The organism is Pedobacter sp. JY14-1 (genome assembly GCF_029269825.1).
Classification (GTDB): Bacteria; Bacteroidota; Bacteroidia; order Sphingobacteriales; family Sphingobacteriaceae; genus Pedobacter.
Genome location: NZ_JARJHU010000008.1, coordinates 707,614 through 733,793 on the forward strand (window position 1 = coordinate 707,614; position 26,180 = coordinate 733,793).

Annotated in this window: 25 protein-coding genes; 12 read left to right on the forward strand and 13 right to left on the reverse strand. The window is 50.7% G+C overall.

Annotated elements, in window-relative coordinates; translation table 11 throughout:
* Window positions 1–57: 57 nt before the first annotated feature.
* Window positions 58–1,719, forward strand: a complete 1,662-nt coding sequence (locus P2W84_RS16725; protein WP_276091303.1) for a glutamine--tRNA ligase/YqeY domain fusion protein — start codon at window positions 58–60, stop codon at window positions 1,717–1,719.
* A gap of 7 nt (window positions 1,720–1,726) precedes the next feature.
* On the opposite strand, the gene P2W84_RS16730 is transcribed toward P2W84_RS16725, so the two are convergent.
* Window positions 1,727–2,560 (reverse strand): N-acetylmuramoyl-L-alanine amidase, encoded by an 834-nt coding sequence (locus tag P2W84_RS16730; RefSeq protein ID WP_276091304.1) that lies wholly within the window; start codon window positions 2,558–2,560, stop codon window positions 1,727–1,729.
* Window positions 2,561–2,687: 127 nt separating this feature from the next.
* Between P2W84_RS16730 and P2W84_RS16735 the strand changes: the two genes are divergently transcribed.
* A complete protein-coding gene (locus tag P2W84_RS16735) occupies window positions 2,688–4,382 on the forward strand; it encodes a Zn-dependent hydrolase (RefSeq protein WP_276091305.1) in 1,695 nt (564 codons plus the stop codon).
* A 3-nt stretch (window positions 4,383–4,385) separates the two neighbouring features.
* Here P2W84_RS16735 and P2W84_RS16740 read toward each other — a convergent pair whose 3' ends face one another.
* From P2W84_RS16740 to gltX, 8 genes are all read right to left on the reverse strand, one after another.
* A complete protein-coding gene (locus P2W84_RS16740; protein WP_276091306.1) occupies window positions 4,386–4,742 on the reverse strand; it encodes a response regulator in 357 nt (118 codons plus the stop codon).
* 7 nt (window positions 4,743–4,749) lie between these two features.
* Window positions 4,750–5,328 (reverse strand): chemotaxis protein CheB, encoded by a 579-nt coding sequence (locus P2W84_RS16745; protein ID WP_276091307.1) that lies wholly within the window; start codon window positions 5,326–5,328, stop codon window positions 4,750–4,752.
* Entirely contained in the window at window positions 5,325–6,146 is an 822-nt protein-coding gene (locus P2W84_RS16750; protein WP_276091381.1) for a protein-glutamate O-methyltransferase CheR, read from the reverse strand. Before P2W84_RS16750 ends, P2W84_RS16745 begins: the two co-directional genes overlap by 4 nt.
* A 2-nt stretch (window positions 6,147–6,148) precedes the next feature.
* A complete protein-coding gene (locus P2W84_RS16755; protein ID WP_276091308.1) occupies window positions 6,149–6,514 on the reverse strand; it encodes a response regulator in 366 nt (121 codons plus the stop codon).
* A 3-nt stretch (window positions 6,515–6,517) separates the two neighbouring features.
* Window positions 6,518–10,102 (reverse strand): response regulator, encoded by a 3,585-nt coding sequence (locus P2W84_RS16760; protein ID WP_276091309.1) that lies wholly within the window; start codon window positions 10,100–10,102, stop codon window positions 6,518–6,520.
* Between the two features lie 18 nt (window positions 10,103–10,120).
* Window positions 10,121–11,245, reverse strand: coding sequence for a hybrid sensor histidine kinase/response regulator (locus P2W84_RS16765; protein WP_276091310.1), 1,125 nt, complete (start codon window positions 11,243–11,245; stop codon window positions 10,121–10,123).
* A gap of 98 nt (window positions 11,246–11,343) precedes the next feature.
* Window positions 11,344–12,180: a neutral zinc metallopeptidase gene (locus P2W84_RS16770; protein ID WP_276091311.1), complete on the reverse strand. Its 837-nt coding sequence runs from the start codon at window positions 12,178–12,180 to the stop codon at window positions 11,344–11,346.
* Between the two features lie 111 nt (window positions 12,181–12,291).
* Window positions 12,292–13,803, reverse strand: coding sequence for a glutamate--tRNA ligase (gene gltX, locus P2W84_RS16775; protein WP_276091312.1), 1,512 nt, complete (start codon window positions 13,801–13,803; stop codon window positions 12,292–12,294).
* A gap of 45 nt (window positions 13,804–13,848) precedes the next feature.
* Here gltX and P2W84_RS16780 point away from each other — a divergent pair, with 45 nt between their 5' ends.
* Entirely contained in the window at window positions 13,849–15,066 is a 1,218-nt protein-coding gene (locus tag P2W84_RS16780) for a HAMP domain-containing sensor histidine kinase (RefSeq protein ID WP_276091313.1), read from the forward strand.
* The gene (locus P2W84_RS16785) at window positions 15,044–15,547 is read left to right on the forward strand and encodes a DinB family protein (RefSeq protein ID WP_276091314.1); all 504 of its coding nucleotides are present in this window, start codon (window positions 15,044–15,046) and stop codon (window positions 15,545–15,547) included. Before P2W84_RS16780 ends, P2W84_RS16785 begins: the two co-directional genes overlap by 23 nt.
* A gap of 21 nt (window positions 15,548–15,568) precedes the next feature.
* Here the strand turns inward: P2W84_RS16785 and P2W84_RS16790 are convergent, their stop codons facing one another.
* Window positions 15,569–16,027 carry an NUDIX domain-containing protein gene (locus tag P2W84_RS16790; protein ID WP_276091315.1) on the reverse strand — a complete coding sequence of 153 codons (459 nt, stop codon included), beginning with the start codon at window positions 16,025–16,027 and terminating at the stop codon, window positions 15,569–15,571.
* A gap of 87 nt (window positions 16,028–16,114) precedes the next feature.
* On the opposite strand from P2W84_RS16790, the gene P2W84_RS16795 reads away from it, so the two are divergent.
* The 8 genes from P2W84_RS16795 to P2W84_RS16830 all read left to right on the forward strand — a co-directional run bounded on the left by P2W84_RS16795 (window position 16,115) and on the right by P2W84_RS16830 (window position 24,782).
* Window positions 16,115–16,297, forward strand: coding sequence for a hypothetical protein (locus P2W84_RS16795; protein ID WP_276091316.1), 183 nt, complete (start codon window positions 16,115–16,117; stop codon window positions 16,295–16,297).
* 77 nt (window positions 16,298–16,374) lie between these two features.
* The gene (locus tag P2W84_RS16800; protein ID WP_276091317.1) at window positions 16,375–16,557 is read left to right on the forward strand and encodes a hypothetical protein; all 183 of its coding nucleotides are present in this window, start codon (window positions 16,375–16,377) and stop codon (window positions 16,555–16,557) included.
* Between the two features lies 1 nt (window position 16,558).
* Window positions 16,559–17,113 (forward strand): DUF2911 domain-containing protein, encoded by a 555-nt coding sequence (locus P2W84_RS16805; protein WP_276091318.1) that lies wholly within the window; start codon window positions 16,559–16,561, stop codon window positions 17,111–17,113.
* Window positions 17,114–17,362: 249 nt separating this feature from the next.
* Entirely contained in the window at window positions 17,363–17,998 is a 636-nt protein-coding gene (locus P2W84_RS16810) for a TetR/AcrR family transcriptional regulator (protein WP_276091319.1), read from the forward strand.
* A gap of 2 nt (window positions 17,999–18,000) precedes the next feature.
* Entirely contained in the window at window positions 18,001–19,335 is a 1,335-nt protein-coding gene (locus tag P2W84_RS16815; protein ID WP_276091320.1) for a TolC family protein, read from the forward strand.
* A 21-nt stretch (window positions 19,336–19,356) separates the two neighbouring features.
* Window positions 19,357–20,400, forward strand: a complete 1,044-nt coding sequence (locus P2W84_RS16820; protein WP_276091321.1) for an HlyD family secretion protein — start codon at window positions 19,357–19,359, stop codon at window positions 20,398–20,400.
* A 2-nt stretch (window positions 20,401–20,402) separates the two neighbouring features.
* Window positions 20,403–21,950 carry a DHA2 family efflux MFS transporter permease subunit gene (locus P2W84_RS16825; protein WP_276091322.1) on the forward strand — a complete coding sequence of 516 codons (1,548 nt, stop codon included), beginning with the start codon at window positions 20,403–20,405 and terminating at the stop codon, window positions 21,948–21,950.
* A 243-nt stretch (window positions 21,951–22,193) separates the two neighbouring features.
* A complete protein-coding gene (locus tag P2W84_RS16830) occupies window positions 22,194–24,782 on the forward strand; it encodes a phosphoenolpyruvate carboxylase (protein WP_276091323.1) in 2,589 nt (862 codons plus the stop codon).
* Between the two features lie 78 nt (window positions 24,783–24,860).
* Here the strand turns inward: P2W84_RS16830 and P2W84_RS16835 are convergent, their stop codons facing one another.
* From P2W84_RS16835 to P2W84_RS16845, 3 genes are read right to left on the reverse strand one after another with little or no spacing between them, the layout of a single operon-like run.
* Window positions 24,861–25,109 carry a hypothetical protein gene (locus P2W84_RS16835; protein ID WP_276091324.1) on the reverse strand — a complete coding sequence of 83 codons (249 nt, stop codon included), beginning with the start codon at window positions 25,107–25,109 and terminating at the stop codon, window positions 24,861–24,863.
* Window positions 25,109–25,417 carry a thioredoxin family protein gene (locus P2W84_RS16840; RefSeq protein WP_276091325.1) on the reverse strand — a complete coding sequence of 103 codons (309 nt, stop codon included), beginning with the start codon at window positions 25,415–25,417 and terminating at the stop codon, window positions 25,109–25,111. The genes P2W84_RS16835 and P2W84_RS16840 overlap by 1 nt, the downstream gene beginning before the upstream one ends.
* A gap of 18 nt (window positions 25,418–25,435) precedes the next feature.
* On the reverse strand, window positions 25,436–26,068 hold the full coding sequence (locus tag P2W84_RS16845) for a peroxiredoxin (RefSeq protein ID WP_276091326.1): 633 nt from the start codon (window positions 26,066–26,068) through the stop codon (window positions 25,436–25,438).
* Window positions 26,069–26,180 lie beyond the last annotated feature (112 nt).

A 26,180-nucleotide genomic window follows, 5' to 3' on the forward strand; every position in this document is an offset into this window, starting at 1 on the left:
GTAAATGTAGCCAAATTAGCCGTTTTATATTAACTTTGAGGCCTAAAAATACTGTTTATGAGTGAGGAAAGATCATTGAACTTCATCGAAGAAATCATTGAGAACGATTTGAAAAGCGGAAAGTACCAGGAACTGGTCACCCGTTTTCCCCCTGAGCCCAACGGTTACCTGCACATTGGTCATGCCAAGGCCATCTGCCTGAACTTTGGCCTCACTCAGAAATACGGTGGCTATACCAACCTGCGCTTTGACGATACCAACCCGGTTACCGAAAAAACCGAGTACGTAAACAGCCAGCAGGAAGATATCAGATGGCTCGGCTTCCGGTGGAAGAACGAGCTTTATACTTCCGATTATTTCGGAAAACTGTATGACTATGCCGTTATACTGATCGAAAAGGGCCTGGCCTATGTTGACCACAGCACTGCGGAAGAGATCGCAGCGCAAAAAGGCACCCCTACCGAAGCCGGAACTGCCGGACCATACCGTGACCGCAGCATTGCAGAAAATCTTGACCTCTTCAGCAGGATGAAGGCCGGGGAATTCCCCGACGGGGCCTGCACACTAAGAGCAAAGATTGACCTTGCAAGCCCCAATATGCTCATGCGCGACCCGATCATTTACCGCATCAAGCATGCTGAACACCACCGCACCGGCAACCAATGGTGCATTTACCCGATGTACGACTTTGCCCATGGACAGAGCGACAGTATTGAGGGAATTACGCATTCCATCTGCACGCTGGAATATGTAGCCCATCGCGAGCTTTACGACTGGCTGATCGAAAAACTGGGCATCTTCCCCTCAAAACAATATGAATTTGCCCGGCTGAACCTTTCCTATACGGTCATGAGCAAGCGTAAGCTACTGCAGCTGGTCAATGATGGCGTCGTCAGCGGCTGGGATGACCCACGCATGCCTACCATCAGTGGCCTGCGCAGACGAGGCTATACACCCGAAAGTATCCGCGAGTTCTGCGACCGGATCGGCATCGCTAAAAGGGAAAACATCATCGAACTCAGTTTGCTTGAATTCTGCATCCGCGAACACCTTAATAAGACCGCTACCCGCGTCATGGCTGTGCTGGACCCCATTAAATTGGTGATCACGAACTACCCGGAAGACCAGGAGGAAATCCTGCTCGGAGAAAACAACCCTGAAGCTGAAGACAAGGGCGGCAGCCGGGAGATTCCTTTCTCGCGTGAGCTCTGGATAGAAAGGGAGGACTTTATGGAAACTCCGGCAAAGAAGTGGTTCCGTCTTGCACCGGAAGCAATGGTCCGCTTAAAACATGCCTATATCGTTAAGTGTGAAACCTTCGAGAAGGATGCGGAAGGCAATGTGACCACGGTCTACTGTCGCTATATCCCCGAATCGCGAAGCGGCTCGGACACAAGCGGTATTCATGTAAAAGGCACCATACACTGGGTAAGCCGTGCGCATGCAAAACAGGCTGAAGTACGCTTATATGACCGGCTCTTTATTTCCGAATCACCGGATGCCGAAGAAGGGGACTTCAAAGATTACCTGAACCCTGAAAGTGTCGAGGTGATCAGGGATGCCTATATAGAACCTTATCTTGCCAAGGCAGACCAAAGGGGGCGCTACCAGTTTATCCGCAAGGGCTATTACTGCCTGGATAAGGACTCCACTCCGGAACACCTGGTCTTCAATCGCACCGTATCCCTTAAGGATGCCTGGGCCAAGGCCAATAAATAGGCCGCTGTTACAGATATTTCTTATACAGATTGAACAGGATCAGCTTGTCCGCCGCAGTCAGGGCAGGCGTAACATCTGTCTGCACAAAATGCCTTTTGAACGCAACGATCGCTGCAGAAAGGTTCTTCGTGTCATAGCCGATGATCCGCAGCGCAGCGGTCGTGTCAAATTCAGCCGGCGGCATCTTCAGCACATCATCATACCAGAAACCAAAACCCTTCAACGCGAGGGCCTTCCAGGGAAAACTGGCCGGATCAGGCTTGCGTGATGGCGCAATATCCATGTGGCCGATAAAATTTGCCGTCGGGATGTTGTACTTTTTTTTCAAAACTGTCAGTACTTCCACTAGGCTCCGGATCTGTATATCCGGATAAGGCTCGCTACCATTATTATCGATCTCTATACCGATTGAAGAAGAGTTCAGATCGGTATCATTTCCCCATTTCCCGGCTCCGGCATGTTGCGCACGCAGGTAGTCATTCACCATTTGAAAAACCTTCCCGTCTCTGCCGACCACATAATGGGCACTCACCTCCGTCTTCTTCATCGTAAAGGTTTTCAGCGTCTGGTCTGATGAGTTCTGTGCTGTATGGTGCAGGATCACGAAATTGGGCCTGCGGATACCAAAATTCACAGAACTCACCCAAGACTGGTCCTCCTTCGGAAAGCCCGAAAGTCCCTGGTCCTGTGGAGCAGGACTCCGGATCAGCTTGGCATAATCCTTTGCCTGTTGCTTATATATCTTATCTGTTGCTGCATATTTGCCCGTAGCACAGGAAGCCATCAGCAGAATTAAGAGCCCTGCAAAGCCGTTCAAAAGGTGATTTACGGTAGTTTTCATCTGGTGTGTATCAACGCATAAAATTACTATTTTTTATTATTTTAGCCGAAAAGCCGGGCTTATATGCCTGGCAATGATCACTTAACGATAAGACCTGTACAACAGACAACACATTAACTAACTAATTATGAGATCAATAACGGGGATTGCCTTTTTTCTTATCGGATGCTCAGTACTCACTTCATGTACCAATGACCAGTCTTCAGACCATACTGCCGCAGACAGTACCGCCAGGACCAGTGACAGCCTGAAGAAGACGCAGGACAGCCTTAGGAAGTATGTTAACGAGCGCCTGCCCATTTATGAAAAGGTCAGACTTACTGCTGATCTTAACAGCCTGTCGGTTAGCGAACGCAAAACCCTTCCCCTCCTCATCCAGGCCGCCCAGGTTATGGATGCTATCTTCTGGAAGCAGGCTTATCCGCAGCGCGACAGTCTTCTCAGTACGATTAAGGACGAAAAGACCAAAGCTTTCCTGATGATCAACTATGGCCCCTGGGACCGTCTGAACGGAGACAAACCCTTTGTTGCAGGCGTTGGCCCCAAACCGGCAGGAGGTACTTTCTACCCCGCTGGACTTACCAAAAAGGAACTGGATGAATCTGATGTCAAGGACAAATACGGCCAGTATTCTGTGATCCGTCGTGACCCTTACGGTAAATTATCGTCTGTTCCTTACTCTGTCGCTTTCGAAACAGAGCTGCAGCGGGCAACCTCCCTGCTGAAGATTGCCGCAGTGACTGCAGAAGACAAGGCCCTGCGGTATTACCTCAACCAGCGCGCAGATGCCCTGGTTACAGACCAATATACCAAAAGCGATTACGCCTGGCTCGATATGAAGGACAATACCCTGGACATCATCATCGGCCCCATTGAGAACTATGAAGACAAACTCTTTAATGCCCGTGCTTCCTTCGAAGCATACGTACTCATCAAGGACAAGGCCTGGAGCAAACGCCTGGCCAAATATGTAAAGCTGCTTCCGTCGCTCCAGCAGGGCCTTCCTGTAGCTCCAAAATATAAAAAGGAAAAGCCGGGCACCGATTCCGAACTCAATGCCTATGACGTGGTTTATTATGCCGGAGACTGCAATGCAGGCTCCAAGACCATTGCCGTCAACCTGCCTAACGACGAGATCATCCAGCAGAAGAAAGGCACCCGCCGTCTGCAGTTGAAAAATGCGATGAAGGCCAAGTTTGACAGGATCCTGCTTCCCGTTGCCGGTGAGCTCATCGACAAAGAACAACAGCAGTACATTAATTTTGATGCCTTCTTTGCCAACGTCATGTTCCATGAAGTCGCTCACGGACTGGGTATCAAGAAGACAGTGACCGGTAAGGGCTTTGTGAAGGAAGCATTACAGGAACAATATTCCTGGCTCGAGGAAGGCAAGGCCGACGTACTTGGCCTCTATATGGTCACCGACCTCCTTAAACGGAAAGAGCTTGAGGGCGACATCCGGCAGTATTACACTACTTATATGGCGGGTATCCTGCGCTCTGTACGTTTCGGGGCAGCCAGTGCCCACGGGAAAGCAAATATGCAGTGCTTCAACTTCTTCCAGGAACAGGGCGCTTTCATCCGCAATGCTGACGGCACCTATAAGGTCGACTATGCCCGCTTTGAAGGGGCCATGAAGAAACTCGCAGCAAACATCCTGATCATGCAGGGCAACGGTGACCGTATGGCCGTGGAAAAAGCGGCGCGGGAAAAAGCGGTTATTTTACCTGAACTTCAGCAAGACCTCGACCGTCTGACTTCAAAAGGGATCCCTGTGGATATCATCTTTGAACAGGGCTGGGATGTGCTTGGCGCCAGGTAACCTCTAAATATATTTATGGATAATGTCTTCCAGCGCCTGAATATCGAAGGGCTTGGGCAGATGATCGTCAGCGCCCGCCTGTGCAGCAAGTGAAGCAACATCATTGTTCGCAGAAAAATAGATCACGGGGATGTGCCGTAGCTGTTCATTGCTTTTCAGCGCACGTGTAGCATCGATACCGCCTACATCAGGCAGCCAGTTATCCATAAAAATGATGTCCGGCATATAGGCAGCAACCTGGTCAATGATCTCGTTTGAAGTAGAAGAAGTACGGATCTCATAACCCGCATCTTCCAGAATGATCCTGCAAAGGTCCAATATGTCTATATTATCGTCAAAAACGAATACTTTTTTTGCCATTTCTATTTTAAGGTCTGCGTTCAGAGAGCAAGTTAATAAATTCTCCCATTTCTTCTGCCTTCAGCACTTTATCTATGGCTACATTCAGCTGCGCCTGGGCCGGCATATAGGCCACCTGGGCGGTAGCGGGATCCTGTATCAGTACCATTCCGCCCAGCTGTTTTACCGTTTTCAGGCCATTGACCCCGTCAGCATTAGACCCTGAAAGGAGCAGACAGGCCAGGTGGTCCCCGTAGACTTCAGCCGCGCTCTGGAAGGTCACATCAATAGAGGGTCGTGAATAATTTACCTTTTCTGAGTAGTCCAGCGAAAACGTGCGGTCCTGCTCGATCAGCAGATGATAATCAGAAGGAGCGATATATATCGTTCCCGCAGCCAGAACTTCTTTTTCATCGGCCTCCTTTACACGCATCGGTGTCCGGCTGGAAAGCAGGTCCGGCAGCAGGGAATCCGTTCCGTGCTTGCGGTGTACTACGATCACTATGGGGAAACTCAGCGGACCCTGCATAGCCGGCAAAGCCTTCAGCAAGACGTCGAGGCTCCCGGCAGACCCTCCGATGACCAATGCCTCACAACGTTTCATCATCCCAGTTTCCTCCAGATCTTCTCCGAACCGAGCCGTTTATATTTATTATTGAAACCTGCATAACTGATCGTTTCCTTAGTGCCCAGGGCAAGATAACCAAGTTCCTCCAGGCTATCGTCAAAAAGCTGCAGTACCTTTTGCTGCAGTTCGCGGTCAAAGTAGATCAGTACATTCCTGCACATGATCAGCTGGAACTCATTAAAGGAATGGTCAGAGACCAGGTTATGCGTGGAAAAAATGAGCTTTCGCCGGAGTTCGTCGTCAAACTTGGCAAGCGAATAATTCGCGGTATAATAGCTGGAAAAATCCTTTGTACCCCCAGAGAGAATATAATTTTCAGAATACTGCCGCATATACCCCAGACTAAACATTCCCTGTTCCCCCCGTTCCAGTACAGTTGGGTTGATGTCCGTTGCATAGATAAGCGACTTGTGCAGCAGATTAAGCTCCTTTAGCAGGATCGCAATAGAATAAGCTTCCTCCCCGGTAGAACAGCCCGCCAGCCATATCCTGATGAACGGATAAGTACCCAGTCTGGGGAGGACTTCTTCCCTGAGCCGTCTGAAGAAATCCGGGTCCCGGAACATCTCGGTCACATTTACGGTGATCTGTTCCACAAAACGCCTGAAGTAAGCCTCATCGTGGTTTATTCTGTACCGGAACTCGCTAAAGCTCAACGCCCGGTCAAGGGTATACAACCTGACGATACGCCGCTTTATCGACGCCCTGGAATAACCCGTAAAATCATAGCCGTACCGTTCCAGAAGGTCTGAAAGCAATACCTCTACTTGTTCTTCGTTGATCAGCCCTCCTTCCAAGGTCAAACGTATTCGGTAAGCAGTTTCGTTAGTTCTTCCACATTGATCGGCTTGGACACATAACCTACCGCCCCCGCCTCCAGGCAGCGCTCACGGTCCCCCAGCATTGCCTGCGCCGTAACAGCGATTACCGGAATGTGCTTCAACACCGGGTCGCTGTTCATCTTAGCCATCGCCTCATAACCGTCCATACCCGGCATCATCATATCCATCAGCACCACACCAATCTCAGGATTGTTGGCCAGCATGTGGATACCCTCCTCCGCACCGGGAGCGGAAAGGCACTGGTAACCTTTAGCCTTCAGCACCGCTTTTAGTGCGAAGATGTTCCGGTTATCATCATCGACGATCAATACCTTATTTGCCATAACTTATATTTTATTGTAAAGCCATACCCGCAACAGCGAGATCAGCTGGTCAATATCCACCGGTTTGGAAATGTAATCTGAAGCGCCGGCCGCAATACACTTTTCCCGGTCTCCCATCATTGCTTTTGCAGTAACAGCAAGCACCGGCAAATGTTTATAAGCAGGCATCTTGCGGATCTCCCGCGTACTTTCATAACCATCCATTTCAGGCATCATCATATCCATAAGCACGATGTCCACCGCCGGGTTATCCCGCAGCAACTGCAGGGCCTCCCGGCCATCAGTTGCTGCCAGCACTTTCATCTTATGCTGCTCAAGCGCCTTAGTCAGTGAAAAGATATTGCGCACGTCGTCATCTGCGATCAGTACAGTCTTGCCCTTAAGTACCTCATATAGCCCGCCCAGCTTCTCCGGTACAGGTTTTCTCTGACGGGCTTCCGTGGCATTCTCTTCCACAAGATGCAGGAACAGCCCAGCCTCGTCCAGAATGCGCTGGTAGGAATGCGCCGTCTTCACCACAATAGAGTCCGCATATTGTTTGATCCTGCTTTCCTCACCCTTAGACAAATTCTTGCCTGTAAAGATGATGATCGGCAGGTTTTCGAGCCCCTCCGTTTTTTTGATCGCTTCCAGTGTGTCATAAGCATTCTTGTGAGGTATACCCATGTCGAGGATCACACAGTCCACATCCCTGCGCTGCAATGCTCCGATCCCTGCTTTCACATTATTGGCTACCTCTGTATTGATCTTATAATTGCTCAGGAAATAACTTAATGCTTCCGCGTGCTGCTTGTTCTCTTCAACGATCAATACCTTTTTCGGATACTTGCTCAGCGCATGTTCCAGTTTCTGGAAGATCACCTTCATTTGCTCCAGTGCAACCGGCTTGTTGATGAAGTCCACCGCACCTTTCAGCAAGCTTTCCTTCTTCACCTCCATCGAAGACATGATGTGTACCGGGATCGGCCTGGTTTCCGGGTTCGACTTCAGCTCTTCCATCACCTGCCAGCCATCCTTTACCGGCAACTGGATGTCAAGGAGTATGGCCAGTGGCCGGTAACGACGGGCCAGTTCTATACCGGCATCTCCCCTTACCGCTACAATCCCCCTGTAGCCCCGTTTCCTGGTAAAGTCAAGCAGCACCTTAGCGAAAGAAGTATCATCCTCAATGATCAGAATGGACTTATCTCCCGCACCAATATGATCGCGGTCATCCTCCACATCTGAAGGGATATGCGCTACGGTAAAGCGCTCAGCAGCAGATACCTCTTCCGTATCCTGCGCGGGAGCAGAATGCCGTTCGCCCGCTGTATTATCCTGTGGGGCTATCTTTGAGCGGTCTTCCGGGAGCAGCAGCGTGAATTCACTGCCGATATCTTCCTTACTGCTGAGGTCAATCTCCCCCCCAAGCAACTTTGCCAGTTCCCGGCTGATCGACAATCCAAGGCCTGTTCCGCCAAACCTGCGACGGGTAGAACCATCTGCCTGCTGAAAGGCTTCAAAGATCAGACCCTGCTTGCTGGCAGGTATCCCGATGCCCGTATCCGTCACCTTGAAGCTTACCAGGTTCTGTTCAGGCAACCGTTTCACCGTCAGCGAGACCCTGCCGCGCTCAGTAAACTTGATCGCATTGGACAACAGGTTCTTCAGGATCTGCTCCAGCCTCATCTTATCGGTATTGAACGTCCTGATTTCGTCATCGACGTCGACGACCAGCTCCAGCCCCTTATTTTTTGCCTGCGGATCAAACAATGAACGCATGTCTGTAACTACTTCCCGGAGATTAAGGTCGGCAAATTCAAGCTTCATTTTGCCTGCCTCTATCTTGGAAAGATCCAGGATCTCGTCGATCAGGCCCAGCAGCCCCTGTCCCGAACTCTGGATTACTTCAGCATATTCCGTATACTCACTGTCCAGGTCCTTATTTTCCGCCATCAGCTTGGAAAGGAGCAGGATCGAGTTCAGAGGTGTACGCAGTTCATGCGACATGTTCGCCAGGAATTCGGACTTGTACTTAGTACTCTGTTCCAGTTGTTCCGCCTTGATCTGTATTTCCCGGTTACGCTCTTCGATCATCTGGTTCTTTTCTTCCAGCAAGCTTGTGCGTTCCTCCAGTTCCTGGTTGCTTTGCAGCAACTCCTCCTGCTGAACCCTCAGTTCTTCCTCCGAAGTCTGTATTTTCTGGGTCTGGGCTTCCAGCTCTGCATTCAGCCCCTCAAGTTCACTGTGCTGGGCCTGCAATTCCTCCGCCTGGGCCTGGGTCTCCTCCAGCAGGTCCTGCAGTTTCTTTCTGCTCTGCGCCCCGTGGAGAGCGATCCCGATATTGTGCGAAACACTTTTCAGCAGCTCCTGCTGCAAGGGCGTGAAGGCTTTCAGCGCACCCAGTTCCAATACCCCTAACACTTCTCCGTGACGCAGCACCGGAAAGGCCGCGATATAGCCTGGTTTCGTATGCCCTGTTGCATAGCTGATGGTCATTTCACCATCAGGAACGTCTGTGATCATCAACGGCGTCCCCGATTTGAATACCTGGCCGGAAATGCCGTCGCCGGCGTTTAATGTCCTGCGCTCAGTATTCAATGCATAACCACCTTCCAGATGCAGCCGCATGTCTTCGCCCACGAGATAGAAAGCGGCAACCACGCTGTTCGTATGCCCTACAAGGTTCTCCAGGATATCCTCCGCCAGCTCCTCCACTGTCTTTTCCCCTACCATTTTATCGTTCAGGCCCGCAATGGCTGCCTGCAGCCATTCCTTATCGGCCAGCAGCGAAAACGAATATTGCAAAGACTCCGCCATCGCATTCAGCGACAGCGCCAGGCTTCCCAGTCCGTCCTTCAGCTCATCATTCAGCCGCAACCGGTAGTCTCCGTTGGAAATCTGCCCCGCGATGCGCTGTATCGCCTCTATACGAAGGTCCATTTCCGCCTTCTTCGCCGTCAGCTCATCCTGGAGCCGCATCCGCTCGTCCAGATCGCGCGACACCTTCATATAAAAGAACAATGTGATCAGTACCGCCATACCTGCCGCGATCAGGATCACGATCGGCGTATAGCCTGCCTGCAGGTTGAGTTCGCCGGTCCTTTCCTCCAGCAGCCGTTTCTCTTCGCCCTGCATAGTCGTGATCAGCGAACGGGCCGCATCCATATACTGCTTTCCTTCCAGTAGTTCCGCCACCGTAATACTTTCTCCCCGGTCCTTGCCCTGGATCAGCTTTTCCAGGATATTCAGCCTGCTTTCGATCACCTCGTGCAGCCGCTTTACATTTTGCTGCTGAAAAGGATTGTCTTTTGTGTCAGCCGTTACCCTGTTCAGCAGTTCTACCGCCTGCTCCTTGGCCCCTGAATAAGGCTCCAGGAATACCCGGTCACCGGTCAGCAGGTACCCGCGCTGTCCCGTCTCTGCGTCTTTAAGCGCAGAAAGAGCCCCGTCCAGATCAGACATGACAGCGTTGCTGTGCGACACCAGGCCTGCACTGGCGATCAGATTCCTGATGCTCTTGTATGATGCAAAGGAAGAGATGAACAGGATCAGGAGCGAAAGCCCGAGACCTAAGCGCAAATTATTCTTCAATGATACTTTTTCCATAAACGCGTTAAAATGACATCAGTCCGTTTCCTCCCCGGTATCTACCGGTATAATAAAATAAAATTCAGAGCCCTCGCCTATGGTGCTCTTCACGCCGATCTTTCCGCCGTGCCGCCGGATGATCTCAGCAGAAATATACAGCCCGATGCCCAGTCCCTGGAAATGGATCGCAGTTTCCTCCACTCTGTAAAATTTATCGAAAACCAGCTTCTGCTGCGAAGGTTCTATCCCGATGCCATAATCACGCACACCCAGATAGAGTTCTCCGTCCTTAATATTCAGATTGATCTGTACTTCCCGGGTTCCCGGCGCATATTTGATCGCATTGGTCAGAAAGTTCAGGATCACCTGTTCGATCCGCATCTCGTCGGCATAAATTTCCTCTGCGGCCTTACCCTTGCGGACAATACTGAATTCCGGGTTCGACTGCCGGATGATGTCCGTCACATTATCCAGCAGCTGGTCCATTACGAAACGCTTTTTATTGAACTTCAGCTTACCGCTCTCTATCTTGGAGATGTCCAGCAGGTCGGCAATCAGCTCGTTCAGTTTTTCCAGCTGGACCTGGGCCTTGCCCAGGTGGTTCTTTACCTTTTCGAGATCACCCTTCTCTATACTGCGTCCCAGTAGCTGCATATATCCTTTCACGCTCGTGAGCGGCGTCTTCAGCTCATGGCTCGCAATACTGATAAACTCATCCTTTTTGCGCTCTGCCTGTTTCCTGAATTCAATTTCTGCCTGCATGGCCTTCTGGATCTCGATCAGCTTGCGGCTCTGTTCATAAATACGGTAAAAGGTCTTCACCTTCAGTAACAGTATATCCATATCTACCGGCTTGGTAATGTAATCGATACCACCGGAGGAATAGCCCCTGGTAATGAATTTCAGCTCTTTGTTCACCGCAGAAAGAAAAATGATCGCTGTTTCCCTGGCCTTACTGTATCCCGAGATCGCCTCAGCCACTTCAAAACCGTCCATACCTGGCATCTGTACGTCCAGGATGATCAGTACATATTCATTTTTGAGCACCTTCTTCAGTGCTTCCTCTCCGGAGGCGGCCGTATCTACTTCAAAATGGTGCCGCTCGAGAACCCGCCGGAGCGAGATCAGGTTCTCTGGCGTATCATCAACGATCAGTATCATCGTCCCCTGAAGTTTTGTGGTTGTACAGAACTGGTTTTTGCGGGTATGTTTTTTGTCATCTACTGTTTATTTGGTCTGGTTGAATTGAAAATACTAAACTATAGTTCTGTTGAATTAAATGTGTCGCCCTGTCTGATGTCTCCGGTTTCAAAACCCTTTCTGAACCAGTAAACCCGCTGTGCCGAAGTTCCGTGCGTAAAGGCATCCGGTACCACCTCGCCTCCGCCCTGTTGCTGCAACTTATCATCGCCAATGGCATTTGCAGCCCTCAGCGCCTCCTCGAGGTCTCCTTCGTCCAGCCGGAAATCCTTCAGGTTCTGCGCGTGGTGTGCCCAGAGCCCGGCCAGAAAATCAGCCTGTAATTCCAGCTTTACGGATAACTTATTGTATTCCCGCTCGCTCAGTTCTCTTCGTGCCCGGTCCATTTTAGCAGATATCCCCATAAGGTTCTGCACATGGTGCCCTACTTCATGGGCGATCACATAAGCCTGGGCAAAGTCTCCCGCAGCCCCGAAGCGGTCACGCAGTTCCCCGTAAAAAGAAAGATCGATATATACCTGGTGGTCGCCCGGACAATAAAAGGGCCCGACTGCCGAACTGGCGGTTCCGCATGCAGAGGCCACGCGGTCGTTAAACAGCACCATGACCGGTTGCTCATAGGTCATGTTCATCGCACTGAACTGCCTTTCCCATACCTGATTGGTCGATTCCAGCACTCCGTCCACGAATTTTCCCTCCGCATCCTGAGGATCGCCCTTTGCGCCCTCCTGCTGGGTCATATCCTGCACAGGCAACTGGCTCACCAGCCCGGTGAGATCCTTTCCAAACAGTAAACCTAAGATAACAATGATGATACCGACACCGCCTCCGATGGCGCCTCCGCTCATCCCCCTCCGGTCGTCAATATTACCACTGCCTTTTCCAAACCATTGCATAGAAAACAGGATAATGTCATTTGATCACAATTTTGCGTCAATAGTTATACCAAAATGTATAAAAAACCACATTTTATGGCCAAGAAGCCAGAATATATTGGGCGCAAAGCCCTATTCGGAGAACAGGGCTGCCGCAATATCGATGCGCTGTATGGTTTCCTGTCCACCCAGGGCTACGGCGATATCGAACACCGCCGGCCCGAACTTACCGCCCACCAGCATGATCCGGAAGGGCAGCATCAACTCCCCCGGCTTCAGGCCTTTCGCCGCGGCCAGTTCTTTGAAGGCTGCTTCCAGGCTTTCAGCAGTCGCCCCGTCGGCGATCCCCGCTGCAAACTCCTTAAAGAATCCTGCTTTTTCCGCAGACCATTTCGGCTTTACCGCTGCAATATCATATTCCGAAGGCCGCGCAAAGAAGTAACGCGCCTGGGGCACAAAATCACTCAGCAGGCTGCAGCGGTCCCGCACCAGCTCCACGGCCTTCAGCAGCAGGGCAGCGTCATTTACGGCTATACCCGCCTCTTCCAGCACCGGCTTTACCAGCAACGCCAGTGCTCCTGCCTCAGTCCTGCGGAGCCATTCCTGGTTAAACCACTTTGCTTTTTCAAAATCAAACTTTGCTCCGGCCTTACTAATACGCTCCACCGAAAATCTATCTGCCAGCTCCCCCAAAGAAAACAGCTCCTGGTCTGTGCCGTCGTTCCAGCCCAGCAGAGCCAGCAGGTTTACAAAAGCTTCAGGCAAAAAACCCAGCTCGCGGAAGCCTTTCGTCAGTTCACCACTCTTAGGGTCGGTCCAGTTTTGCGCATAGACCGGGAAGCCGAGCCTGTCTCCATCGCGCTTGCTCAGTTTGCCATTCCCATCTGGCTTCAGGATCAGCGGCAAGTGTACCCACTCCGGCATTTCCGCCTCCCAACCCAGGTAACGCCAGAGCAGGATGTGGATCGGAGCAGAAGGCAGCCATTCCTCACCCCGGAAAACATGGCTGATCTCCATGGCCCGGTCGTCGGCCACCACGGCGAGATGATAGGTCGGCATGCCATCGGCCTTCAGCAGGACCTTATCGTCAATTAAGTTCGTATCAAAGCTCACATGTCCCCGGATCAGGTCGTGAAAGGAGACCGTTTCGTCTTCCGGCATCCGGATGCGCACCACATGCGGAACACCTGAAGCCAGCAAGTCCGAAACTTCATCTGCAGAAAGGGTCAGCGAATTGCGCATCTGTGCCCGCGTTTTCTGCCCGTAGGTAAAGTTTGGCACTTCCGCCCGCTTTGCCTCCAGCTCCTCTGGTGTATCAAAGGCGTAATAGGCATGGCCCGAGGCTACCAGTTGTTCAGCATACTGACGATAGCCCGCCTTCCGCTCACTCTGCCGGTAAGGGCCGTATGCGCCGCCTTTCTCCGGACTTTCGTCTGGTTCAAGGCCGCACCAATTCAGGCAGGAAAGGATATATTCCTCCGCGCCCGCTACGAAACGGGTCCGGTCAGTATCCTCTATCCGCAGTACAAAAGTACCGCCATGCTGTTTCGCAAACAGGTAGTTGAACAAGGCTGTACGCACCCCGCCGAGGTGCAATCCGCCAGTCGGGCTGGGGGCAAATCTTACGCGAACTTTCTTTTCCATATAGCTCCCGCAAAGATATATTTTTGTAATTTGCCTTCATAATCTATGAATCCTTACGAAAAGAAGCGGCGGTGGAAATTCTTTCTCCTGGTGTTTGCGATTGTGATCGGCACTGCCTCCGTCTTCTACAGCGATTTCTTCGTGAAAAAGATGGAACGTGAGGAGCAGCTGCAGTTCCAGCTTTATGTCAAGGTCACTGAGCAGACCTTCGCGATGTATGACGACGACCGTTATACCGGCCTTATCGACCTCATCCGCACCAATAACAAACTGCCGGTCATCGTTACCGACGCCAAAGGGGAGATCGTCTCCTACCAGGGCCTGGACTCTACGAAAACCAATTACGACATCCAGAAAAGGCAGAACGTGACCTATGACCCCGGCTACTTCAGACGCGAGCTACGGAAAATGAAAGAGCAGCGGCGCCCCACGCCGATCACAGGCCTGGACGGTGTGACATTGTACATTTATCACAAAGACTCTTCTACGCTGACCCAGCTGCGCTACTTCCCCTATATCCAGCTGGGCGTGATCGCCCTGTTTCTCATTACTGCATACGTTGCCTTCAGTTCTGCCCGCAAGGCCGAACAGGACCAGGTATGGGTAGGCCTCGCCAAGGAGACCGCTCATCAGCTGGGCACCCCCATTTCCTCGCTCATGGCCTGGGTGGAACTCATCAAATCGCGCTTCAATGCCGAGGAAGACCCCCTGATCTCCGAAATGGAGAATGACATCAAGCGTCTCGAGGTAATCACAGACCGCTTTTCCAAGATCGGATCCAAGCCGGTTACGGAAGACCATGTCGTTTATACTGTTATTTACAATTTCGTCGAGTACTTCAGGCTCCGCACCTCCGATAAGGTCAGGTTCAGTATTACCGGCGACGAGCAGGTGCGTGCCATGATCAATGTTCCGCTTTTTGACTGGGTGATAGAGAACTTATTGAAAAACGCTGCCAATGCCATCGAAAACGAAGGACGCATTACCATCAATATCATCGAGAACCTGGCTAAGGAAGAAGTCTTTATCGACGTCAGCGATACCGGCAGCGGCATCTCCCGCAGTAAGTTCGACGCAGTTTTCCAGCCCGGCTACACGACCCGGAAGCGCGGCTGGGGCCTGGGTCTCTCTCTTACCCGCAGGATCGTAGAAAATTACCATCACGGACAAATCTTTGTGAAGGACTCCGAACCCGGCAAAGGCACCACCTTTCGTATCATTTTAAAAAGCAGCATTACCTATGAACCGGCCACAACCGTATGAATACCCCAAATGGGGCGAACAGTACATTAAATTAGTCGAAGACGACGTCATTGAAATCCTGGAAAGCCAGGCGAACGAGTTTGCCGACTTTGCGAACAGCCTGGTCGACAAGGCAGATTATGCCTATGCGCCCGGCAAGTGGACCATCCGCCAGCTCACAGGGCATATCGTTGACACGGAGCGCATCCTGGTCTATCGCCTCACCTGCTTCGCCCGCGGAGAACAACAAGCGCTTCCGGGCTTCGATGAAGACGAATACGTGAGCCACGCACACTTTGAAGACAGAAGCCTGCTTAGCCTGTCTCATGAGTTCAGCCTGCTCCGGAAAGCTAACCTCTACCTTTTCCGCTCACTTACTGAGCAGGAGCTCAACCGCTCAGGCACCGCCTCGGGAAGAGAGATCAGTGTCCGGGCCCTGCTGTTTGTCATAGCGGGGCATGTCATCCATCACACCAAGATCATTAAAGAGCGCTATCTTTAAGATCATCCCATTCGTCAACTGTTAAGCCAGCAGGTCCGTCAGCTGTTCCAGCAGCTGTACCTGTCGCTCATTGATCTTCCGGCGTGCTTCTTCGAGGGAAAACCAGCCAGCGCGGTCAACCTCTGGTATTTCCATATACCGTCCCGAGCGCGGCGGCCATTCCATCGAAAAAGTATTACTTTTAAGGGCTGCAGGGTCAAAATCTCCTTCCACCGCCCAGCAGAACACCTGTTTACCACCCTTTTGCAGCACTGGGGTCAACGCGATGAAATCCCCATCCGGCCTTAGCCCGGTCTCCTCCTCAAATTCCCGGATGGCCGTCATTAAAGGCGCTTCACCTTCCTGATCTGCCTCGCCCTTAGGCACAGACCATACTCCCATGTCTTTGTTCTTAAAGAACGGTCCGCCTGGATGCACCAGCAGGAACTCCGGTTCGGCAGTCCTTTTACGGTACATCAGTATACCAAAGCTTTTTTTCATAGCCGCATTTAAACAACTGGTACCGGAATCCTGTTTTCCTTTCGCTATCTTTGACTTTAACCCGATGAATCCATCAATATAGCCGAAATGATTCGCATTAACCAGGACACCCCCTCAGAAATACTCAACGACATCAAAAAAGGAGATCTCGTTACCGATACGTTCAGTAAGACCGGTATCGTTGAGGACATTTCCATTACCGATGACGGCCTTTATAAAATTTACACCTTTCTCCTGGTGACCGGCAGGAGCATTACCCTGAAGGTATAATCAGGCAACGCACAAATACCATATTTTATAGAGTACAAAAAAAATAATCAATATCTTTGGGCCAAAGATTTTTAACCATGACAGAACAAGGAAACAACAATACTTTCGACTGGGTTTATTATGTACTGGGCCTGATTGCGGGCATCGCCACTACACTGGCCATCACCGCTAATTTCTTCTGGGCCATTTTCGGCGGTATCCTGGGCTTTATTTTCGGTGCGATCTTCCTGAACGGCATCGTTAAGGGCAGGGAATACTAAGATGAAACGATCTGTCCTTATTGCATTCCTTACCTGTGCGGCCACCATTTTACATGCACAGGACATCAAGTTTCCGGCACTGGACAGTAGCCCTGCAGATATCGTTTACTATCCGCTGAATGTAGCTAAGGCAAAAGATGCTGCTGTGCCACTGATCAAGGTCGTTTATTCACGTCCTTCCAAAAAGGGCAGGGAAGTCTTTGGCGTACTTGAACAATTCGGGAAGGTATGGCGGGCGGGAGCCAATGAAAATACCGAGATCCGCTTCTATAAGACTGCGACGATTGGCGGTAAAAAGATAAAAGCTGGCACCTACAGCCTCTTCGTTATTCCCAATAAAGACAAATGGACCATTATTATCAATAAGCAAACCGATAAATGGGGGGCATTTACCTACGATGAGACGAAGGACATCCTGCGTACAGATGTAGAAGTAAAGGCGCTGGACAAACCAATTGAAGTGATGTCCATAACCTTTACCACCCAGGCTTACGGGGCCAACCTGGTCATCGGCTGGGATAGCTCGATCGTAGAACTGCCCGTTACGATCAGATAACTACAATATTGCTGGTATAAAAAACAAAAAAGGGCCGAACGATCGTTCGGCCCTTTTTTTTTGCTGTCATTCTGACCTTTGTCAGCAAAAAGTCAACAAAGCAACAAAGCAAAAAAAAGCAGCCAACTAATCAATCGATTGATTAATTTTGCGCCGTCAAAACATTAATATCCGGCGTGGGTTAAAGAGGTAATAAGAAAATGGCCTAGCCTGTAAAAACTGCACGGCAGAAAAGCAAAGAAGACAGACATGGAAAAGACAGACAAGAAAACCAGTATCCTGACTGCGGCTGAGAAGCTGTTCTCGGAGCTGGGCTACGAGGCGACTTCGACCAGGCAGATCGCCCGGGAAGCCGGGGCGAACATGGCCATGATCAACTATTACTTCGGCTCTAAGGAGGGCGTATTTATGGAAATCATGACCAGCCGCATCACGGCATTCAAACAGCAACTGAACGAAATCAGTCAGGGCAGCCTGACAGGTATGGAAAAGCTGCTGAAGGTAGTGGAGGGTTATGCTGACCGTGTACTTTGCAACCATACTTTCCATAAGATGATGCACCGGGAACTCTCGCTGCCCCATCGCCCGGAAATGTTTACCAATATAGAAACGGCAATGGCCGACAATCAGGCCGTGATCGAAAAGATCATTTATGAGGGCATTGAAGATGGCAGTTTCCGGCCGGTAGATGTGCGTATGACGATACTCACGCTGATGGGGACGATCAGCAAAGTAGCTGTATCCCCCGCTAAGATCACCTCAGGCACAGGGCTTGACATCAATAATAAAAAAGACAGAAAGGTGATCACCGAGAGGCTGATTGCTCACCTGAAGGATCTGATCATAAATTATTTAAAACCTGAAAAGCAACAATTAAAACCATAGAAATGACACGCAATTTGTATAAAATCATTTTTTCAGTCTTGCTGATGCCCTCAGCGCTCTTTGCCCAGTTGGCCCCGGCCGCCGGACCGGTAAAAAAACTGGACCTTCCCGAAGCAATTTCCCTTGGGATCGCCAACAGCAAGAACCTGAAGCTATCCCAGGGCAAGATTGACGAGGCGGTTGCCAGACTGGCCACGGTAAGGGACAATGCGCTGCCTACGGCCAAAGCTTCATTTATGTACAACCATGCCGAGATTCCGACCAATAAACTAAGTATCGGTGGTGCGGATCCTATCCGACTGCCCAACCGGGCTGATGCTTTTGTAGGCACCGCCGCGGTGGAGGAACTGGTCTACGGAGGTGGCAAGCTGAAGTATGCAGAGGAATCGACCCGTCTGCTGACCGAAGTGGCCAGGCTGGATGCGGACAAAGATAAGGAGGAGATCAGCTATGCAGTGATCAATAGCTATTACTCCCTGTTCAAGGTCCTGCAAAGCAAGAAAGTCGTCAGGCAGAACCTGGAGGCGATCGCCGGACAGCTGAAGCAGGCACAGCGTTTTTTTGAGCAGGGCGTTGTGACCAAGAACGATGTGCTGCGCTTCCAGTTGCAGCAGGCCAATGTATCGCTGACCGAAATGGAGATTGAGAACAACCGCAAGATCATTAATTACAACCTGGATATCCTGCTGGGCCTGGATGAAGGCACGGAACTGCAGATCTCAGACCCCGACAACACACAGAGACCCGGCGGCACGCTGGACACCTATCTGGACATGGCCTATGGTAACCGCCAGGAACTGAAGCAACTGGACCTGCAAAACCGGGTAGCGGATGTATACATTAAATCGATCAGGGCGAACACCCTGCCGACCGTGGGCCTCGGCGCAAACCTGTACTATATCAACCCAAGCGGCAAGTTCATCCCGCCGGTTGACCAGTATATCCTTCCGATCACCCTGGGAGCCAATGTCTCCTGGAACATCGGCAACCTCTGGACGAATAAGAACAAGGTGAGTGAAGCCCGGGTACAACAAAAGAACGTAGTGCTTCAAAGGGACATCATATCTGACCAGGTGAAAAAGGAAGTGAACAAAAACTTTCAGGACTATCAGCTGGCACTTAACAAGATCAGGATACTGGAAACCTCGATCGCACAGGCCGCAGAAAACGACAAATTACTGGAATCGAAATACAGGAACAACGTGGCATCAGCTATTGACCGCATCGACGCAGAAACATTGCTGTACCAGGCAAAGATCAACCTGGAGATCGCAAAGGCAGATGCCGGACTGGCTTATTATACGTTACTAAAATCTACAGGAAAAATCTCCCAATAAAAGACCATAACAAATACTGAAATGACAACTGAAAAGAAAAAAAAGAGCAAAATAGTTCCCATCATACTGGCGGTACTCATCGTGATCGGCGCGATTTTCGGCATCAGGGAATATATCTATTACAGCCACCACGTCGATACGGACGACGCCCAGATTGACGGGGACATCAGCCCGGTAGTAGCACGTGTAGGCGGTTACGTAGAGGACATCCGGTTCGAGGAAAATACCCGCGTGCAGGAAGGCCAGGTATTGGTAAAGCTGGATGACCGCGACTACAAGGTGAAACTGGAGCAGGCGGTGGCCGGACAAAAAGGCGCAAGCGCAGGGGTAACCGTATCGCAGTCACAGATTGCGGCAACAGCTGCAAACACGGCGACTGCCAGAGCCAATGCGGAGGCGGCAAGAGTGAAGATGGTACTGGCACAAAAAGACTTTGAGCGTTATGCAAACCTGATTAAGGATGGCTCGATCACCCAGCAGGCCTTTGATCAGGCCAGGGCAACCAGGGAAGCCGCCGAAGCCGCCTACACCGCAGCAAAAGACCAGCTGGTCGCCGCTCAGAAACAGGTGGGCACAACCCAGAGCCAGCTTGCGGTCAGCAGCACAGGCGTTACCCAGCACCAGGCTGACGTGGATTTTGCTTCGCTGCAACTAGGTTATACCGAGATCAAGGCCCCGGCCACTGGTATAGTTACCAGGAAAAACGTGCAGAAAGGGCAGCTGGTCCAGGCAGGGCAGTCATTGTTTTCCATTGTGAACGAAAACAGCATTTATGTAACGGCTAACTTTAAGGAAACCCAGCTGGAAGATATCAGATCAGGCGCAAAAGTGAAGATAGAAGTGGATGCCTATCCCGCTGCGGATGTCCGGGGAGAAGTATACAATTTTGCGCCCATTACCGGCGCTAAGGGCTCTCTGTTACCCCCGGATAATGCCACCGGTAACTTCGTGAAAGTAGTACAGCGCGTTCCTGTAAAGATCAGGATCACCAATGCGCCTAAGGACATACTGGAAAAGCTGCGTCCGGGTATGAGTGTAAAAGTTTCTGTTTCTATAAACGAATAGTAATGGCCGAACATGGTTTAAAAAAGTGGATCATTACCTTCACGGTGATCACGGCTTCCTTACTGGAGCTGATCGATACCACCATCGTGAACGTAGCGATACCACAGATACAGGGCAACCTGGGCGCTACCCTTGAGGACGTCGCCTGGTTGTCTACCGGCTATGCCGTAGCCAACGTCATCGTCTTACCGATGTCGGGCTGGCTGGGCAGCCGTTTCGGCAGGAAAAACTACTTTCTTGCCTCCATTATCCTTTTTACGATCGCTTCGTTCCTTTGCGGAAATGCGACCAGCCTGGAAGAGCTCATCGTCTTCCGTATCCTTCAGGGCCTTGCAGGTGGCGGGCTGATTTCCACTGCCCAGGCCATCCTGATCGAGACCTGGCCACGTGAAGATGTAGGTATCGCTACGGCCTTGTTCGGGCTTGGCGCAGTTGTCGGCCCTACCGTGGGGCCAACCATCGGCGGTTATCTGCTTGAGGTCAGCAACTGGCCCTGGATCTTTTATGTGAATATCCCTGTGGGCATACTCGCGGCCTATTGTACCTATACCTTTGTCAGGGAGACGCCGAAAGATGCGAAGGGCCTGCCGGTAGACTGGTGGGGCATCGCTTTGCTGGCCATTGCGGTAGGCAGCCTGCAAACAGTCCTGGAAAAGGGGGAGAGCGAAGACTGGTTTGCCACGCCTTACATTACTGCACTCGCAGTTACCTCGGTAATCGGCCTGCTCTGCTTCATCTGGCGTGAAACCACGACCGACCACCCGATCGTAAATTTTAAGATCATGCGCCACCGGAGCTTTTCCGTCGGCATGGTCACCTCCTTTATCCTCGGGTTCGGACTGTACGGTTCTGTATTCGTATTCCCCGTATTCTGCCAGAACCTGCTGGGCTTCTCACCCCTGCAGACCGGCGAACTCCTGTTCCCTGGTGGCCTTTGTACCATTATACTGATGCCTTTTATCGGGATGATGCTAAAAAAAGGCGTTCCGGCACAGTTCATGGCAGCAACGGGCATGCTGCTGTTCTTCGTATTCTGCTGGATGCTGAGCAAATCTACACTGGCTTCAGGTACAGGTGATTTCTTCCTGCCCCTGGTTATCCGCGGCGTAGGCATGGCCCTGCTCTTCGTACCGCTGACCACACTGGCGATACAGGACCTTAAGGGTCCGGAAATAGGTCAGGGCTCCGGCCTCAACAACATGATGCGGCAGCTGGGTGGCTCTTTCGGTATTGCTGCGCTGACCACACTGATCCATGTGCGCCAGGGTTTCCACAGGAGTAACCTGCTGGTCAACATCAACGAATACAATCCTGCTTTTACGGAGAGGTTTAACGGCTTCGTGAAGAACTTCATGGCCAAAGGTTATACTTACCTGGATGCCAAGACACTGGCTGCTAAAGCGATAGAAGGAACGGTAACCAAGCAGACCTTTCTGCTGACCTATTCCGATGCCTACTGGGTTGCCGGGATCATCCTGCTCTTCTCTATCCCGCTGGTATTCCTGCAAAAATTCAAGAAGAATGCGAACGTTCCTGCAGACGTACATTAATAAACAAACAGCCGGTAAGGTCTTTACCGGCTGTTCTACCCCAAAAAATTAACAATTAATTTGCCCCGGGGCCTGCATTTATAAGGCCTGACGGGCAGATACGTTTAGAAATCTTTGTTTAACCTCTATGGTACTAAGTTACAGATTTTTGAGAAACTATCAAATTTAAAATAATGGATGGCCCGGAGTGGGTTTTATGGATGATTTTTGGTAGCTTGGAGCGCGAAATAACACACACCAGATATGATGCAGAAACAACGTGCGAAAGGCCAGAGAGAGTCGGTATTCAATAACGAAGTTGTATCCCGTTTCGAGCTCTACAACAGCCTTTTCCTTACCCTTCCGTTCTATAAGATCAAAGACACCGGCACCTTACTCCCGCTGTTCATTAAGTACTGCGAAGATGGTATTCATAACCGGGAGACACCTGCCGAAATCATCATCGCTTTCTTTAAGAAATATACTCAGACTAACGCGAATAAGGACGTCATTGACCTGCTTTTCCGCTTCATACAGTATATCGAGCGCCAGGTGGTCTTGTTTGATGCCATTGAAGACGCTGCCTTCAACAAACTGAATGCCGAAGACGAGGAGAATGCGCTGCTTTCCTATCTGAAAAAGGGCGTAGACAATCACCCGCTGAGCGACAAGATCGAAAAGCTCATCGAGGAGTTTTCCCTGCGGCTGGTCCTGACCGCACACCCGACACAGTTCTATCCGGGCAGTGTCCTGGCGATCATTACCGACCTGACCTCGGCCATCAAGACCAATGACATTTCCACCATACATCTGCTCTTGCAACAATTGGGCAAGACTCCTTTCTTCAACAAGAAGTCACCGACACCGGTAGACGAAGCCCTCAGCCTGGCCTGGTACCTGGAAAATGTATTCTATTGTGCGGCAGCCAATATCCAGCGGGGCATCGATAAGAACCTGAGCGACTTCAATCTGGAAACCAGGAAGGTGATCGAGCTGGGCTTCTGGCCCGGCGGCGACCGTGACGGCAATCCGAATGTGCACACGGACTCGACCATACAGGTATCGAAAATGCTGCGTCAGATTTTGTTCCGCTGCTATTACCGGGACTTCAAGAACCTGAAGCGCCGCATTACCTTCCGCGGTGTGGAAGACAATATCGCGCTGGTGCATGACCTGCTGTACGAAAATGCCTTCAATCCGAACATCGAACTGAAGAACATTTCCGAAGAGGTGATCGGGCACCTGGAGGGGATCAAAGCCACATTGGAGAAAGACCATGACGGCCTGTTTGCAGACCTGGTGTCTGACCTGGTCCGCAAGGTGGAGCTGTACGGTGCGCACTTTGCCTCGCTTGACCTGCGTCAGGACAGCCGTGTACTGCGCGATGTACATGCCTATTGCAGGCAAAGCAAGCCGATCGTATCCCTGTTCCCGGAAAATTACGACAGCCTTTCCGAGCAGGAAAAACTGAAGGTATTGTCATTCAAGAGTGCAAAGCTGACCTATGCCGGGAAGGGCGATAACCTGGTAGAGGATACGCTGCAGACCATTGCGGAAGTAAAGCAGATCCAGGAAAGCAACGGCGAGCTTGCCTGTCACCGTTTCATCATCAGTAACTGCCAGCAAGCCAGTGATATCCTCCAACTGATCGAATTGTTCCTCTGGAACGGCTGGCATGAAGATGACCTGACCATGGATTTTGTGCCCCTGTTTGAAACCGTCCATGACCTTGCCGGTGCAGCGGAGATCATGGAAACATTGTATTCACATCCTTTTTACAAAAAGCATCTCGAAAAAAGGGGAAATAAGCAAGATATCATGCTTGGCTTCAGTGACAGCACCAAGGATGGCGGTTACCTAATGGCCAACTGGTCTATATTCAACGCAAAGGTATCGCTGACCGCTGTGGCGGAAAAACACAACATACAACTGGCCTTCTTTGACGGCAGGGGCGGCCCGCCTTCAAGAGGCGGCGGCAAGACGCACCGTTTCTATGCGTCTATGGGTAAGGAAATTGCCAATAAGAACATCCAGCTGACCATACAGGGTCAGACCATCAGTTCTCAGTACGGTTCGCTGGACAGTGCCGAGTTCAACATTGAGCAGCTGATCAATGCGGGTATCTCTGCCGGTATCCGTGAAAAACACAATATTTTGCTGGACCCTGTACATAAGAACCTCCTGGACAACATGGCAGAGGACAGCTTCGATGCCTTTGTATCGCTGCGCAACCACCCCTTGTTTCTGAGTTACCTGGAGAAATACTCACCACTGAAGCTGTTGTCGAAGATCACGATCAGTAGCCGACCGGTAAAACGGAACTCCGGGGCTAAGCTGAAACTGGAAGACCTCAGGGCAATCAGTTTCGTGACTTCCTGGAGCCAGCTGAAACAAAACATTCCTGGCTTCTATGGCATGGGTACCGCCCTGAAGAACCAGGAAGTGCAGGGTAACTGGGACAAGGTCGTTGAAACTTATCATGAATCCGGTTATTTCAGGACGATCATTGACAACTGCATGATGTCGATGAGCAAGTCAGATTTTTCGATCACCGCGCACTTTGTAAACGATAAGGAATACGGAGCGTTCTGGAAAACACTGCACGACGAATTCGAGTTGTCCAGGACGATGTTGTTAAAGCTGTCAGGGCATGAGACCTTAATGGAGAATTACCCTGTAGAGAAGCGATCTATTGCGGTCAGGGAGAAGATCGTGCTGCCTTTGGTGCTGATCCAGCACTACGCCCTGGAGCAACTGCAGAACGAGTTGCCGGAGCAGGAAAGACAGTCTTATGAAAAACTGGCGATCAGGACCGTGTATGGTATTGTGAATGCCGGGCGGAATTTAGCATAACAGACCGTTATTTGAAATCTCCATATTAAAAAAGGGGCCCGCCGAATGGCGGGCCCCTTTTATTTCAAGATACCGGGACTACCGGTCGATAGAACCCATTACCTTTTGCGCAAAGGCATTCAGGGCATCCCTTTCTGCTGTACCGGACTGCACATTGGCATGTACTTCCAGCGCACCGCAGATATTGGTGATCAGTTCCCCTGCAACATCGATCTCTTCCTGGTGCACGCCTCTGAATTCACAAAATGCTTCCAGTACGTTCAGCGTGGCCTCCAGGTCTTCCGGACTGCTGCTTTCAAACAGCTGTCTGATAACTGGTATTTTCATTATTTTATCTTGTCAAATAATTCGTTCAACACTTCTGCCTTATTGGTCTGAACCTGACCCACCAGGGCACCGCCTTCAAAGGCAGCAAAGGTTGGCAGGTTGTCTACATGAGCCAGCTTCCGTGATCCCGGAAACTTTTCCGCGTCCACGATCAGGAAAGCCACATCTTCGTTGTCTGCTGCCAGCTTTTTAAACTTCGGTTTCATGATCCGGCAATTGCCGCACCAGGAGGCGGCATACTGAACCATGACCTTTTGGTTGCCGGACACGAACTCCTGAAGGTTGTCTTCTGTTAATTCTAAAAACATGCTTTTTCCTTTCTTAAATTAGTTCAGGCTCAGGTATTCCGCAACACTGTTCCTGTTGGCGTTCATTGCGGTCTTGCCTTCTTCCCAGTTGGCAGGGCAAACCTCGCCGTGTGTCTGTACGTGGGCATAAGCATCGATCAGCCTCAGGTACTCTTTTACGTTCCTGCCCACAGGCATGTCGTTAACACTCTCATGGAATACTTTGCCGGTCTCGTCTACAAGGTAAGTTGCCCTGTAAGTTACGTTAGAACCAGAGAAGGTTTCATTTCCTTCTTCGTCGTATTCTACTTCCTGTTCCACAATGCCCAGGATATTGGCCAAAGCGCGGTGGGTATCTGCCAGGATCGGATAGGTTACGCCTTCGATACCACCATTGTCTTTAGGGGTATTCAACCAGGCAAAGTGCACTTCGTTGGTATCGCAGGAAGCACCGATCACAATGGTATTGCGTTTTTCGAACTCAGGTAAAGCGGCCTGAAAAGCGTGCAGCTCTGTAGGACATACAAAAGTGAAATCCTTTGGGTACCAGAACAGCAATACTTTTTTGCCTTTGCTTACCGCTTCTTCTAATATATTGATCCTTAAGTCATCGCCCATTTCAGAGATCGCATCTACAGTTACATTCGGGAATTTTTTTCCTACTATTGCCATAATGATTCTTGTTTTAAAGTTTATAGCACAAAGGTACGGCAAGCCATATTGAAATGCAATGGAAATAAGGCATCGCCCTATATTAAATATCAATACCTTATAGAGGAAATCT

Bases quoted from the DNA above. Each gene is read 5' to 3' on its own strand.
- P2W84_RS16840 (WP_276091325.1), bottom strand. From the start codon at position 25,417: ATGTTTTTAGAATTAACAGAAGACAACCTTCAGGAGTTCGTGTCCGGC.
- P2W84_RS16800 (WP_276091317.1), top strand. From the start codon at position 16,375: ATGACAGAACAAGGAAACAACAATACTTTCGACTGGGTTTATTATGTA.
- P2W84_RS16745 (WP_276091307.1), bottom strand. From the start codon at position 5,328: ATGATGAAACGTTGTGAGGCATTGGTCATCGGAGGGTCTGCCGGGAGC.
- gltX (WP_276091312.1), bottom strand. From the start codon at position 13,803: ATGGAAAAGAAAGTTCGCGTAAGATTTGCCCCCAGCCCGACTGGCGGA.
- P2W84_RS16810 (WP_276091319.1), top strand. From the start codon at position 17,363: ATGGAAAAGACAGACAAGAAAACCAGTATCCTGACTGCGGCTGAGAAG.
- P2W84_RS16760 (WP_276091309.1), bottom strand. From the start codon at position 10,102: ATGGAAAAAGTATCATTGAAGAATAATTTGCGCTTAGGTCTCGGGCTT.
- P2W84_RS16755 (WP_276091308.1), bottom strand. From the start codon at position 6,514: ATGGCAAATAAGGTATTGATCGTCGATGATGATAACCGGAACATCTTC.
- P2W84_RS16825 (WP_276091322.1), top strand. From the start codon at position 20,403: ATGGCCGAACATGGTTTAAAAAAGTGGATCATTACCTTCACGGTGATC.
- P2W84_RS16770 (WP_276091311.1), bottom strand. From the start codon at position 12,180: ATGCAATGGTTTGGAAAAGGCAGTGGTAATATTGACGACCGGAGGGGG.
- P2W84_RS16765 (WP_276091310.1), bottom strand. From the start codon at position 11,245: ATGATACTGATCGTTGATGATACGCCAGAGAACCTGATCTCGCTCCGG.
- P2W84_RS16735 (WP_276091305.1), top strand. From the start codon at position 2,688: ATGAGATCAATAACGGGGATTGCCTTTTTTCTTATCGGATGCTCAGTA.
- P2W84_RS16795 (WP_276091316.1), top strand. From the start codon at position 16,115: ATGATTCGCATTAACCAGGACACCCCCTCAGAAATACTCAACGACATC.
- P2W84_RS16845 (WP_276091326.1), bottom strand. From the start codon at position 26,068: ATGGCAATAGTAGGAAAAAAATTCCCGAATGTAACTGTAGATGCGATC.
- P2W84_RS16830 (WP_276091323.1), top strand. From the start codon at position 22,194: ATGATGCAGAAACAACGTGCGAAAGGCCAGAGAGAGTCGGTATTCAAT.
- P2W84_RS16815 (WP_276091320.1), top strand. From the start codon at position 18,001: ATGACACGCAATTTGTATAAAATCATTTTTTCAGTCTTGCTGATGCCC.
- P2W84_RS16780 (WP_276091313.1), top strand. From the start codon at position 13,849: ATGAATCCTTACGAAAAGAAGCGGCGGTGGAAATTCTTTCTCCTGGTG.
- P2W84_RS16740 (WP_276091306.1), bottom strand. From the start codon at position 4,742: ATGGCAAAAAAAGTATTCGTTTTTGACGATAATATAGACATATTGGAC.
- P2W84_RS16835 (WP_276091324.1), bottom strand. From the start codon at position 25,109: ATGAAAATACCAGTTATCAGACAGCTGTTTGAAAGCAGCAGTCCGGAA.
- P2W84_RS16725 (WP_276091303.1), top strand. From the start codon at position 58: ATGAGTGAGGAAAGATCATTGAACTTCATCGAAGAAATCATTGAGAAC.
- P2W84_RS16820 (WP_276091321.1), top strand. From the start codon at position 19,357: ATGACAACTGAAAAGAAAAAAAAGAGCAAAATAGTTCCCATCATACTG.
- P2W84_RS16790 (WP_276091315.1), bottom strand. From the start codon at position 16,027: ATGAAAAAAAGCTTTGGTATACTGATGTACCGTAAAAGGACTGCCGAA.
- P2W84_RS16785 (WP_276091314.1), top strand. From the start codon at position 15,044: ATGAACCGGCCACAACCGTATGAATACCCCAAATGGGGCGAACAGTAC.
- P2W84_RS16730 (WP_276091304.1), bottom strand. From the start codon at position 2,560: ATGAAAACTACCGTAAATCACCTTTTGAACGGCTTTGCAGGGCTCTTA.
- P2W84_RS16805 (WP_276091318.1), top strand. From the start codon at position 16,559: ATGAAACGATCTGTCCTTATTGCATTCCTTACCTGTGCGGCCACCATT.